Here is an 11,017-nt window from a genome sequence, read left to right on the forward strand (position 1 = left end):
ATATCAAGGAAATGCAGCCCTACGGTTTTGCCGAGGCCGTCGTCGAGGACCTCGCGGCCGGCTGGGACGAGGTTGCGGCCTGCCGCAAGCCGATGATCGCCGCCGTCAGCGGCTTTGCACTGGGCGGCGGCTGCGAGGTCGCGATGATGTGCGATTTCATCATCGCCTCGGAGACGGCGAAGTTCGGCCAGCCGGAAATCACGCTCGGCATCATTCCCGGTATGGGCGGCACGCAGCGCCTGACGCGCGCGCTCGGCAAGTCCAAGGCGATGGACCTGATCCTGACGGGGCGCCTGATGGATGCGGCGGAGGCGGAGCGCTCGGGTCTGGTGGCCCGCGTCGTCGCGCCGGAAAAGCTGCTCGACGAGGCGCTGGCCGCGGCGGAAAAGATCGCAGGCTTCTCGCTGCCTTCCACCATGATGGCCAAGGAGGCGGTGAGCCGCGCCTACGAAACGGTGCTATCGGAAGGCATGCGCGCCGAGCGCCGGCTGTTCCATGCGCTCTTCGCCACGGAAGACCAGAAGGAGGGCATGACGGCCTTCATCGAGAAGCGCAAGCCTGTGTTCGGCAACCGGTGAATCGTCCGAAGCGGCGTTTCTTGCAGAATCCGCGTTGACGACCCCGCGGTTTCCAGCTATACGCCGCCCACAGTTTGGAAAGCCGAGTTCTGAGGTTTTCCGATATTGCTCCCGAATTGCTTGGATGACAGGTCGCAGTGACCCGGCACAGCGAGGGTGGAGTTCGTGTCAGATTTCTGAAGAGAGGCATACATGGCCAATACCAGCTCGGCAAAGAAGGCGACCCGCAAGATCGCCACGCGCACCGCAGTCAACAAGTCGCGCCGTTCGCGCGTCCGCAACTTCATCCGCAAGGTCGAAGAAGCCATCGCTTCCGGCGACCAGGCTTCCGCTGCTGCCGCCCTCAAGGCCGCCCAGCCGGAACTGATGCGCGCTGCCACCAAGGGTGTGCTTCATGCCAACACGGCATCCCGCAAGGTTTCGCGCCTCGCGAACCGCGTCAAGACGATGACGGCAGCCTGATCAGCTCATCGGAGCTATGCAATATTAGTAAAAGCCCGGCGCCTGCGCCGGGCTTTTTGTTTTGTTTTTCGGGCTTGCTATGGTTAACGTGCACGGCTCGATCGTGTCAAAAGAGTGACGAAGAAAACCCTTTAAATTCAGTTACTTGTGAGAGGTTATCCCGTCGCGATGCCCCTTTCGTAGCGGGAGTTTGACAGCAATCTGAGTCAAGCGAATTTTTATTTTTTTCGTTTTTCCAGCGTCACGAAACCCACCCGAAAACAAAGCCATTGATTCCTAACGGATTCTGTTGCGAGGGGGGCTTTCCGAGTCAAAAACGCTTGTCCGAGTCAACGCCTGCCCCTTAATTTTGCGTAAAATTCGTGATTGATCTTGGGGCGTGATCCTGCCTAAATGCTTTCCACAGGGGGCGCGGACATATCCCGAAAATGATCGCCGGCAAGACTGTCTCAGAAGGCAGCGGTGGTTGTTTGTTCCCTGTAACGGAGCTGCCCACGCTTCGTAAAATCATCCAACCGGCAAAGCTTGCCCCAGGTGCCCCTGGCACACTGGCAGGGTTTTTTGCGACTTCGGTTGCGCCGGATGAAAGCCGCGAGGACGGCCGGATGAAAGCGGGCATGCCTGCCGGACGCTCAACGAGGGAGCGGATGGCGTGGCTCACAAACGGACCAAGCGGATCGGCATGACGCCGGATCTTTGAGGCCCGACTTGTGTTTGACAAGCAGGACCGTGCTGAAGGTAGGGGGTCGGCACTGTCAGGGACACCAGAACCCGTTCGGGCGATTGGCTCGACACGGACGGGAGATGGCAAACATGGAAGGCGTCGGCAGAACTGCCGGCGTGGCGAAGAAGCATGAAAGAAGGCGGCAAGATGCAGATGAATACGGCGAGGACGACTGGTGCATTCGCGAACGGGGAAAATGCACTCAAGGCGCTTCCAAAAGAAGAAGCGACGGCGGCGGGGGTTCCATCCGATATGAAGCAGGACGCGATTTTCGAACGGGTCAGCGCGCGCCTGAAAGCGCAGGTCGGTCCGGACGTCTTCGCAAGCTGGTTCGGTCGGCTGAAGATCCATTCCGTCTCCAAGAGCGTCGTGCGCCTTTCGGTGCCCACGACCTTTCTGAAGTCCTGGATCAACAACCGTTATCTCGATCTCATCACCAGCCTGTTCCAGCAGGAGGATGCCGAAATCCTCAAGGTGGAAATTCTGGTACGCACCGCGACCCGCGGCGTGCGTCCCGGCAGCCTCGACGAGGCCGTCGCCATTGCAGAACCCGCGCCGCAGGCCCAGCCGCGCCGTGCCGCCTCCGGTGCGCAGCCCGTCGCCAATGCCATCGCCTCGATTGCGCCTGCCGCCCAGCCGCGCGCCCAGCACACCGGCCCGCTCTTCGGTTCGCCGCTCGACCAGCGCTATACGTTCGATGCCTTCGTCGAGGGCACCTCGAACCGTGTCGCCCTTGCTGCCGCCCGCACCATCGCGGAAGCCGGCGCCGGGGCCGTGCGCTTCAATCCGCTCTTCGTCCATTCCAGCGTCGGCCTCGGCAAGACGCATCTTCTGCAGGCCATCGCGCTCGGTGCGCTTTCCAGCGCCCGCAATCCGCGCGTCGTCTATCTGACGGCGGAATATTTCATGTGGCGCTTCGCAACCGCGATCCGCGACAACGACGCGCTCTCGCTGAAGGAGACGCTGCGTAACATCGATCTCCTGATCATCGACGACATGCAGTTCCTGCAGGGCAATTCGATCCAGAACGAGTTCTGCCACCTGCTCAACATGCTGCTCGATTCCGCCAAGCAGGTCGTCGTCGCCGCCGACCGCGCGCCATGGGAACTGGAATCGCTCGATCCGCGGGTGCGCTCGCGCCTCCAGGGCGGCGTCGCCATCGAGATGGAAGCGCCCGACTACGAGATGCGTCTCGAAATCCTCAAGCGCCGCCTTGCGGCCGCTCAGCAGGAAGACGGCTCGCTCGATATCGCGCCGGAAATTCTGAGCCACGTCGCCCGCAACATCACGGCCAGCGGACGCGAGCTGGAAGGCGCCTTCAACCAGCTGCTCTTCCGCCGCTCCTTCGAGCCGAACCTGACGATCGAACGTGTCGACGAACTGCTCGGCCATCTCGTCGCCGCCGGCGAGCCGCGTCGCGTGCGCATCGAGGACATCCAGCGCGTCGTTGCCAAGCACTACAACGTGTCGCGCCAGGAACTGGTCTCGAACCGCCGCACCCGCGTCATCGTCAAGCCGCGCCAGATCGCCATGTATCTTTCGAAGACGCTGACGCCGCGTTCCTTCCCGGAAATCGGCCGCCGTTTTGGTGGACGTGACCACACGACCGTGCTGCATGCCGTGCGCAAGATCGAGGAACTGATCTCCGGCGATACCAAGCTCAGCCACGAGATCGAGCTTCTAAAGCGCCTGATCAACGAATAGGCTCTTTGCCCTTCGACACGCCGCCGTGCCGTCCCTTGGACGCGCACGGCGTTGTCTGTATGGATACCGGCATGCGGCTGCTCGTCACTTATATGGAACTGCGTGAACCACCCGCAGGCCGTCCGGCGCCGCATGTGCCGGCCTTTCCTCTCGCTTTCCAGTCGGAACGCCTTTCCGTCGAGGACTACCTTGTTCTCTACCGGGAGATTGGTACGCCGCTCACCTGGGATTCCCGCCTGCACATGCCTCAGGCGGTGCTGGCAGCCTTCCTGTCCGCTCCATCGACTGCAACCTTCGTCCTGCGGGAAGCGGACCAGGCAATCGGTCTCTGCGAATTCGATGCTGCCGATACCGATGAGATCGAGCTCACGCATTTCGGCCTCGTGCCCGCCGCCTATGGCCGGCGCATCGGCCCCTGGCTGCTCGATACGGCGCTGCGGGCCATCTGGCGCGAGGCGACGCGGCGGATCTGGCTCCATACCGACACCAACGACCATCCGAGGGCGCAGGCGACCTACAGGCGCGCGGGTTTCGAGGTCTACAAAGAACAGTTCGAAGATTTTCCGGATTAGCTTCCGCGCACCGCGCGGGCCTCTTCGGTCAGCCATTGCCGCAGCGTCGCGACGGCCGGGCGGTCCAGCGCACCGGGTGGATAGACGATGTAATAGGCTAGCCCCGTCGCGACACCCTTCGAAAAGGGTGCGATCAGCCGGCGCTCCTGGACTTCCCGCGCCACCAGCGACAGCCGCACCAGTACCACGCCATCGCCCGCCTTTGCCGCTTCGATGGCGCCGTTGCTGTCGGTGAAGACGGGACCGCGCTGGGCGTCGATCTCGGTGATGCCATTGGATTCCAGCCAGAGCCGCCAATCCTGCCGGTGCACGTCGTGGATCAGCACATGTTTTTTGAGGTCTCCCGGTTCGTCGAGTGGTATCCGCTCGCGCAGCGAGGGGGCGATGACCGGTACGAGGTCGTCATCCAGCAGCCGTTCGCTGACCAGCCCCTCATAGCGGCCGAAACCGTGGCGGATCGCGATATCGACGCCGTCGCGGGCGAAGTCGACGAGGCGGTTGGAGGCGCTGATGCGGATATCGGCGCCCGGCAGACGCTCCTCGAATTTCGGCAGGCGCGGCACCAGCCATTGCGCGGCGAAGGTCGGCGTGCAGCTGATCAGCAAGGTCGCGGGTGAGCGTGCCCGGATCAGCAATTCCTCCGTCGCCTCGCGCATCAGCCGGAAGGCCGAGCGCATCGCCTTGAAATATCCTTCGCCATCGTCGGTCAGGATGAGCCGGCGCGGCTTGCGCTCGAAGAGCCGTACGCCGAGCGCCTCCTCGAGATCACGGATCTGCAGGCTGACGGCGCCGGGCGTCACAGAAAGTTCATCGGCGGCAAGCGTGACGGAGAGATGGCGTGCCGTCGCCTCGAAGGCGCGCAGGCCGGACAGGGAGGGAAGGCGACCGTTCATGGTTTAGTTTTCCTCTCTGATATCGGGAAATATGATCGTTTGTACATAGCCGAAATAACCGGAATGATAGCGCAAATTCCGGCGTTTCACATCCGGCCATTTCATCCGGTTTAGAAAAAATCTCTGAGGAGCCTATCATGGCAAACCGTCCCATGACGACGATCGAATGGGGTCTGCTCATCGCGCTTTCGGCGCTCTGGGGCGGCTCGTTCCTGTTCAACGGCATTCTTGTGCGCGAGCTGCCGCCACTCACCATCGTTGCCGGCCGCGTGACGCTGGCGGCGGTCGTGCTCTGGGCCATCGTGCGCCTCTCCGGCCATGCCGTGCCGCGCAGCCGCGAAGTCTGGCTCGCCTTTCTCGGCATGGGCGTGCTGAACAATGTCATCCCCTTCTCGCTGATCGTCTGGGGCCAGACCCATATCGCCAGCGGCCTTGCCTCGATCCTCAATGCCACAACGCCGCTCTTCGCTGTCATCGTCGCCCATGGGATGACGGAGGATGAGAAGATGACGGGCGGCCGGCTGGTCGGCGTGCTCGTCGGTTTCGCGGGTGTCGCGTTGATGATCGGCCCTTCGGTCCTGTCGGATCTCGGTACGAATGTGCTGGCGCAACTGGCGGTACTCGGAGCTGCGGTGTCCTATGCCTTTGCCGGCATCTGGGGCCGCCGCTTCCGTCGCATGGGACTGCCGCCGCTCTTGCCGGCCGCCGGACAGGTCACGGCCTCGGCGCTGATCATGCTGCCGGTGGCGCTGGTCGTCGATCGTCCTTGGACGCTGGCTGTGCCCTCGCAGGAAGCTTGGCTTGCGCTCTTCGGCCTTGCCGTGCTCGCCACCGCACTCGCCTATGTCATCTTCTTCCGCATCCTTGCGACGGCGGGCGCGACGAACTTGATGCTGGTGACCTTCCTCATCCCCGTCAGCGCCATCCTGCTGGGTGCGCTCGTTCTGGGCGAGGTGCTGGCGCCAAAGCATTTTGCCGGCATGGCGCTGATCGCCGTCGGTCTTGCAGCCATCGACGGGCGTGTCCTGAAGATGTTTGCGGACAAGCGCCGCTCAGCAGACGCTTAACAGGCGAGATCGGCGACCACGGCATCAAGGATCAGCATACCCGCCGGCGTGCAGCGCAGGCGGGAATTGCCGAGGCGCTCGATGAAGCCGTGCTCGATAAGGAACTGTTCGCGGTCCGGATCCGGCTCGCGACCGGACAAAGCCTGCCAGCGCACGAGATCGATGCCTTCCTTCAGGCGAAGGCCCATCAAAAGCAGCTCGTCGGCCTGCGCCTCGCGCTCCAGCAGTTCCTGATCGACCATGCCGTGGCCTTCGGCTTCGACGAGGCTCAGCCAGCCCTCCGGTTTGCGTTCCGTGGCGGTGGCGATCTTCGCGCCGCCGGTCGTCAAGCGGCCGTGGGCGCCGGGGCCGATACCGACATAGTCGCCGTAGCGCCAGTAGGTGAGGTTGTGGCGGCTTTCGGAGCCGGGGCGGGCATGGTTGGAAACCTCGTAGGCCGGCATGCCCTCGCGCTCGGTGATCTCCTGCGTCGCCTCGTAGAGCACGGCGGATTGCTCGCCATCCGGCACGATCAGCTTGCCGGCCTTGTGCAGGCCGTAGAAGGGCGTGCCCTCCTCGATGGTGAGCTGGTAGAGCGACAGGTGATCGACGGCGTAGGAGACGGCCTCCTTCAGCTCGCGGTCCCATTCCTCGACGGTCTGGTTCGGGCGGGCATAGATGAGGTCGAAAGACATGCGCGGAAAGATGTCTCGCGCCAGCCGGATCGCCTTCAGCGCATCGGCGACATCGTGCAGGCGCCCCAAAAATTTCAGGTCGCGGTCGTTCAGCGCCTGCACGCCGAGCGAGACTCGATTGACGCCGGCCGCGCGATAGCCGCGAAAACGCTCCGCCTCGACGCTGGAGGGATTGGCCTCCATGGTGATCTCGATACCATCTGGCACATGCCAGTGGCGGGCGATGCCGTTCAGGATCGCATCCACTGTCTCCGGCGCCATCAGCGAAGGCGTGCCGCCGCCCATGAAGATGCTGGTGACGGTGCGCGAGCCGGTGAGCCGCCGCATCGTCGCCATTTCCTTCAGGAAGGCCTGCACGAAGCGCGGCTGGTCGACCGGCTGGTGGCGCACATGGCTGTTGAAGTCGCAATAGGGGCATTTGGCGGCACAGAACGGCCAGTGCACATAGATGCCGAAGCCGGGATCGGAGAGATCCGGCGTAAAGCTCGGCCGCATGTCGAAGGGCACTGCCGTCATTTGTCTGTTACGCCTTCAGGCAGGTTTCGACGAAGATCTTGAAGGCACGCGCCCGGTGCGACAGCGCCGTGGCATCGCCGGGCTTCCAGCCATGCTTTTCCTCCGCGCTCATCTCGCCGAAGGTGGTCGCGTAGCCCTCGGGCTGGAACACGGGGTCATAGCCGAAGCCCTTGTCGCCGCGCGGTGGCCAGACGACAGTGCCTTCCACCTCGCCGCGAAAGAGTTCGGTATGGCCGTCCGGCCAGGCAAGGCAGAGCACGGAAACGAAGCGCGCGGTGCGGTCCTTGGCCTCGCTCGCGCCCTTGTCGGCGAGCGCCTTTTCGACCTTCTCCATGGCCATCGCGAAATCGCGGGTGCCATCTTCCTTTTCCGCCCAGTTGGCGGTGTAGACGCCCGGCGCGCCATCAAGCGCATCGATCGCGAGGCCGGAATCGTCCGAGAGGGCAGGCAGGCCTGAGGCCTTGGCGGAGGCGAGCGCCTTGATGGCGGCATTTTCCTCGAAGGTCGTGCCGGTTTCATCCGGCTCGTCGAATTTCAGTTCGGCGGCGGATTTGGCGAAAAAGCCGAAGGGGCCGATCAGGTCCTCGATCTCACGGATCTTTCCGGCATTGTGGCTGGCGACGACGATCGTCTTGGTATCGAGCTTGCGCATAAAATCCTCAGGCGATGGCCCACAGACCGGGCTCGGCACATTCGAGGCTGTTGCCGGCGGGGTCGCGGAAATAAATGGAGCGGGCGCCGTTCGGCCAGTAAAAATCCGCTTCGATGGTGATGCCGGCTTCTATGAGCTTTTTCACCCAAAAATCAAGCTCTGGCCCGGGGACCCGGAAGCAGGCGTGTCCCGCCCCGATCGCTCCGTGCACCGGCACGGGAAAGGCCTGCGGCGGTGGCGGGTGGATGGTCTCTTGCGGATTGAAGATCAGGAGAACGCCGGGACCGCATCGAAAGAAGACGTGGCGGTTTGCCTGCCGGGTGATCTTTTCAAGCCCCAGAATGCCGCCATAGAAGGCTTCCGCCGCGTCGAGGTCGTCAGCATAGAGTGCTGTTTCGAGAATGCCTTCGATCGCGGCGGTCATGGTCGTGCCTTATCCGGCGATCGCCTGCTTCTGCAGGGCGACGAGGTCGGCGATGCCGTTGCGGGCAAGCGTCATCAGGCTGGAGAATTCCTCTTCCGTAAACGGCTTGCCTTCGGCGGTGCCCTGGATCTCGACGATGCCGCCCGAGCCGGTCATGACGAAATTGGCGTCGGTCTCGGCGGCGGAGTCTTCGAGATAGTCTAGGTCGATCACCGACTGGTTTGCGAAGATGCCGCAGGAGATCGCCGCGATATGATCCTTCAGGACCTTCTCCGTCTTGATCATGTTGCGCGCTTCCATCCATTTCAGGCAGTCGTGCAGGGCGATGAAGGCGCCGGTGATCGAGGCCGTGCGCGTGCCGCCATCGGCCTGGATGACGTCGCAGTCGATGGTGATCTGGCGCTCGCCGAGCGCTTCGAGATCGACGATGGCGCGCAGCGAGCGGCCGATCAGGCGCTGGATTTCCTGCGTGCGGCCGCCCTGCTTGCCGCTGGCGGCTTCGCGCTTCATGCGGTCGCCGGTGGCGCGCGGCAGCATGCCGTATTCGGCCGTCACCCAGCCCTTGCCGCTGTTGCGCAGCCACGGCGGCGTCTTGTCTTCCAGGCTTGCCGTGACCAGCACATGCGTATCGCCGAACTTGACCAGGCAGGACCCTTCGGCATGTTTGGACACGTTGCGCTCGAAGGAAACCTTGCGCATCTGATCGGTTTTTCTGCCGGACGGCCGCATGACGAACTCCTGTCTCATGATATCTTGCAAGGTGCTTTAGACCAGTTCGCCGGATGAGGGAATGGCGCGGCCGCGCCGTCGCCGATTTCTCGGCATGGTGCGCCGCGAAAATCCGTTTTGCGCTGGCAGTCGAAATCACTATATTCGCAGGGAATAACAAGGTTGCTGATGAAAGATGGTTTTGAGGTCTCCGGGTCCTGATATTCATTCGTCGCTCGATGAGCGATCGGGCGAGATCTTCCGTCGCATCGTGGAAAGCTATCTCGAAAGCGGCGAGCCGCTCGGTTCGCGCAACCTGTCGCGCATCCTGCCTATGTCGCTGTCGCCCGCCTCCGTGCGCAATGTGATGAGCGATCTGGAGGAGTTGGGCCTCATTTATTCGCCGCATATCAGCGCCGGCCGCCTGCCGACGCAGCTCGGCCTGCGCTTCTTCGTCGATGCCTTCATGCAGATCGGCAACATCTCTGCGGAGGACCGCGCGTCGATAGAGCGGCATGTGCGCCCGCACGGCCAGAAGCACACGGCCGTCGAGACGATGATGAACGAGGCGAGCCAGGCGCTGTCGGGCATGTCGCGCGGTGCCGGCCTCGTCATCACCACCAAGAACGATGCCGTGCTCAAGCATGTCGAGTTCATTCGGCTGGAGCCCACCAAGGCGCTGGTCGTGCTGGTCGGCGATCACGACCAGGTGGAAAACCGCATCATCGAGCTGCCGGCCGGCGTCACCGGCTCGCAGCTCACCGAGGCTGCCAACTTCCTCAACGCCCATCTTGCCGGCAACACACTGGTCGAGGCGCGCTCGCAGCTGGAGCGCCTGCGCGGCGAGATCAGCGGCGAGCTGGACAAGCTGTCGCAAGATCTCGTCGAGCGCGGCCTTGCCGTCTGGTCCGGTGGGTTCGAGGAGGGCAAGCCGACGCGGCTCATCGTGCGCGGCCGGGCAAACCTGCTCGAAGGCCTTGCCGGCGCCGACGACATCGACCGCCTGCGCATGCTGTTCGACGACCTCGAACGCAAGGACGGCCTGATCGAGCTCTTGAACCTTGCGGAAGCCGGACCGGGCGTTCGCATCTTCATCGGCTCGGAGAACAAGCTCTTCTCGCTGTCCGGCTCCTCGCTCATCGTCGCACCCTATCGCGATAGCGACGAGAAGATCGTCGGCGCCGTCGGCGTCATCGGTCCTACACGGCTCAATTATTCGCGCATTGTGCCGATGGTGGACTATACCGCGCAGCTGATGTCGCGGCTTTCGCGCTGAAGTGGCCATCCGCCCTTGATTTTTCGGGCTCAAAGCTCGATATCGGGCCCAAACCCAGGACACATGCAATTCGGAGACCGTCATGACCGACGAGAACAAGAAACACGGACCTGACGACGTGGTGGACATCAGCCTGGCTGCGGATGCAGCGGCAGACGCCGCCGTCGAGGCCGAGACCCCGTCCGAGCCGGATCCGCTCGACGTGCTGCGCGCCGAGAATTCGGACCTGCGCGACAAGTATCTGCGCCTTGCCGCGGAGATGGACAACCTGCGTCGTCGCACCGAGCGCGACGTGAAGGATGCCAAGTCCTATTCCGTCGCCGGTTTCGCCCGCGACATGCTGGCCGTCTCCGACAACCTGCGCCGCGCGCTCGACGCGATCCCGGCCGATGCGCTGGCAAACGACGACAGCGTCAAGACCCTGGCCGAAGGTGTGGAGATGACCGAGCGTTCGATGCTCACCGCTCTCGAACGGCATGGCGTGCGCAAGCTCGAGCCCATCGGCGAGAAGTTCGACCCGAACTTCCACCAGGCGATGTTCGAGGTCCCGAACGCCGAGGTTCCCAACAACACGGTCGTCCAGGTCGTGCAGGACGGCTACGTCATCGGCGAGCGCGTGCTGCGCCCGGCCATGGTCGGCGTCGCCAAGGGCGGCCCGAAGGCGCCGGCCGGCGAGGCGGGTGCCACGCAGGCCTGATCGAAGACTTTTATGGACACAGAAAAACCGGCGGTCGCAAAACCGCCGGTTTTTTCATGCGAGCTTGAAA

12 protein-coding genes are annotated in these 11,017 nt (G+C 63.3%); 7 read left to right on the forward strand and 5 right to left on the reverse strand.

What is annotated here, in order from left to right:
• From ACOZKU_RS17970 to ACOZKU_RS17985, 4 genes are all read left to right on the forward strand, one after another.
• The coding region (locus tag ACOZKU_RS17970) for an enoyl-CoA hydratase-related protein (RefSeq protein ID WP_421580026.1) at positions 1–578 on the forward strand (578 nt) is incomplete at its 5' end.
• Positions 579–770: 192 nt separating this feature from the next.
• The gene (gene rpsT, locus ACOZKU_RS17975; protein ID WP_314090485.1) at positions 771–1,040 is read left to right on the forward strand and encodes a 30S ribosomal protein S20; all 270 of its coding nucleotides are present in this window, start codon (positions 771–773) and stop codon (positions 1,038–1,040) included.
• 976 nt (positions 1,041–2,016) lie between these two features.
• Positions 2,017–3,468, forward strand: coding sequence for a chromosomal replication initiator protein DnaA (gene dnaA / locus ACOZKU_RS17980; protein ID WP_421580027.1), 1,452 nt, complete (start codon positions 2,017–2,019; stop codon positions 3,466–3,468).
• Positions 3,469–3,539: 71 nt separating this feature from the next.
• Positions 3,540–4,040, forward strand: a complete 501-nt coding sequence (locus tag ACOZKU_RS17985) for a GNAT family N-acetyltransferase (RefSeq protein ID WP_421580028.1) — start codon at positions 3,540–3,542, stop codon at positions 4,038–4,040.
• Here the strand turns inward: ACOZKU_RS17985 and gcvA are convergent.
• Positions 4,037–4,933: a transcriptional regulator GcvA gene (gene gcvA, locus ACOZKU_RS17990; protein WP_421580029.1), complete on the reverse strand. Its 897-nt coding sequence runs from the start codon at positions 4,931–4,933 to the stop codon at positions 4,037–4,039. The genes ACOZKU_RS17985 and gcvA overlap by 4 nt on opposite strands.
• 137 nt (positions 4,934–5,070) lie before the next feature.
• On the opposite strand from gcvA, the gene ACOZKU_RS17995 reads away from it, so the two are divergent.
• Positions 5,071–6,000, forward strand: coding sequence for a DMT family transporter (locus ACOZKU_RS17995; protein ID WP_421580030.1), 930 nt, complete (start codon positions 5,071–5,073; stop codon positions 5,998–6,000).
• On the opposite strand, the gene hemW is transcribed toward ACOZKU_RS17995, so the two are convergent.
• Genes hemW through rph form a run of 4 tightly spaced genes read right to left on the reverse strand, consistent with a single transcriptional unit; the run spans position 5,997 to position 8,995 of the window.
• Positions 5,997–7,190 carry a radical SAM family heme chaperone HemW gene (gene hemW, locus ACOZKU_RS18000; protein WP_421580031.1) on the reverse strand — a complete coding sequence of 398 codons (1,194 nt, stop codon included), beginning with the start codon at positions 7,188–7,190 and terminating at the stop codon, positions 5,997–5,999. The genes ACOZKU_RS17995 and hemW overlap by 4 nt on opposite strands.
• Before the next feature lie 7 nt (positions 7,191–7,197).
• Complete coding sequence (gene rdgB, locus ACOZKU_RS18005; protein ID WP_421580032.1) at positions 7,198–7,842, reverse strand: RdgB/HAM1 family non-canonical purine NTP pyrophosphatase; 645 nt, start codon at positions 7,840–7,842, stop codon at positions 7,198–7,200.
• A 7-nt stretch (positions 7,843–7,849) separates the two neighbouring features.
• Positions 7,850–8,266, reverse strand: a complete 417-nt coding sequence (locus ACOZKU_RS18010; RefSeq protein WP_421580033.1) for a VOC family protein — start codon at positions 8,264–8,266, stop codon at positions 7,850–7,852.
• 9 nt (positions 8,267–8,275) lie between these two features.
• Positions 8,276–8,995 (reverse strand): ribonuclease PH, encoded by a 720-nt coding sequence (gene rph / locus ACOZKU_RS18015; RefSeq protein WP_314090468.1) that lies wholly within the window; start codon positions 8,993–8,995, stop codon positions 8,276–8,278.
• A 175-nt stretch (positions 8,996–9,170) separates the two neighbouring features.
• On the opposite strand from rph, the gene hrcA reads away from it, so the two are divergent.
• Both hrcA and grpE read left to right on the forward strand, forming a co-directional pair.
• Complete coding sequence (hrcA, locus tag ACOZKU_RS18020; protein ID WP_421580034.1) at positions 9,171–10,250, forward strand: heat-inducible transcriptional repressor HrcA; 1,080 nt, start codon at positions 9,171–9,173, stop codon at positions 10,248–10,250.
• Between the two features lie 82 nt (positions 10,251–10,332).
• Positions 10,333–10,947: a nucleotide exchange factor GrpE gene (grpE, locus tag ACOZKU_RS18025; protein ID WP_421580035.1), complete on the forward strand. Its 615-nt coding sequence runs from the start codon at positions 10,333–10,335 to the stop codon at positions 10,945–10,947.
• Positions 10,948–11,017 lie beyond the last annotated feature (70 nt).

Origin of the sequence: Shinella sp. M31 (genome assembly GCF_049199205.1) — a bacterium.
In the GTDB taxonomy this organism is placed as follows: domain Bacteria; phylum Pseudomonadota; class Alphaproteobacteria; order Rhizobiales; family Rhizobiaceae; genus Shinella.

Bases quoted from the DNA above. Each gene is read 5' to 3' on its own strand.
- ACOZKU_RS18010 (WP_421580033.1), bottom strand. From the start codon at position 8,266: ATGACCGCCGCGATCGAAGGCATTCTCGAAACAGCACTCTATGCTGAC.
- gcvA (WP_421580029.1), bottom strand. From the start codon at position 4,933: ATGAACGGTCGCCTTCCCTCCCTGTCCGGCCTGCGCGCCTTCGAGGCG.
- hemW (WP_421580031.1), bottom strand. From the start codon at position 7,190: ATGACGGCAGTGCCCTTCGACATGCGGCCGAGCTTTACGCCGGATCTC.
- hrcA (WP_421580034.1), top strand. From the start codon at position 9,171: ATGGTTTTGAGGTCTCCGGGTCCTGATATTCATTCGTCGCTCGATGAG.
- ACOZKU_RS17985 (WP_421580028.1), top strand. From the start codon at position 3,540: ATGCGGCTGCTCGTCACTTATATGGAACTGCGTGAACCACCCGCAGGC.
- grpE (WP_421580035.1), top strand. From the start codon at position 10,333: ATGACCGACGAGAACAAGAAACACGGACCTGACGACGTGGTGGACATC.
- rph (WP_314090468.1), bottom strand. From the start codon at position 8,995: ATGCGGCCGTCCGGCAGAAAAACCGATCAGATGCGCAAGGTTTCCTTC.
- dnaA (WP_421580027.1), top strand. From the start codon at position 2,017: ATGAAGCAGGACGCGATTTTCGAACGGGTCAGCGCGCGCCTGAAAGCG.
- rpsT (WP_314090485.1), top strand. From the start codon at position 771: ATGGCCAATACCAGCTCGGCAAAGAAGGCGACCCGCAAGATCGCCACG.
- ACOZKU_RS17995 (WP_421580030.1), top strand. From the start codon at position 5,071: ATGGCAAACCGTCCCATGACGACGATCGAATGGGGTCTGCTCATCGCG.
- rdgB (WP_421580032.1), bottom strand. From the start codon at position 7,842: ATGCGCAAGCTCGATACCAAGACGATCGTCGTCGCCAGCCACAATGCC.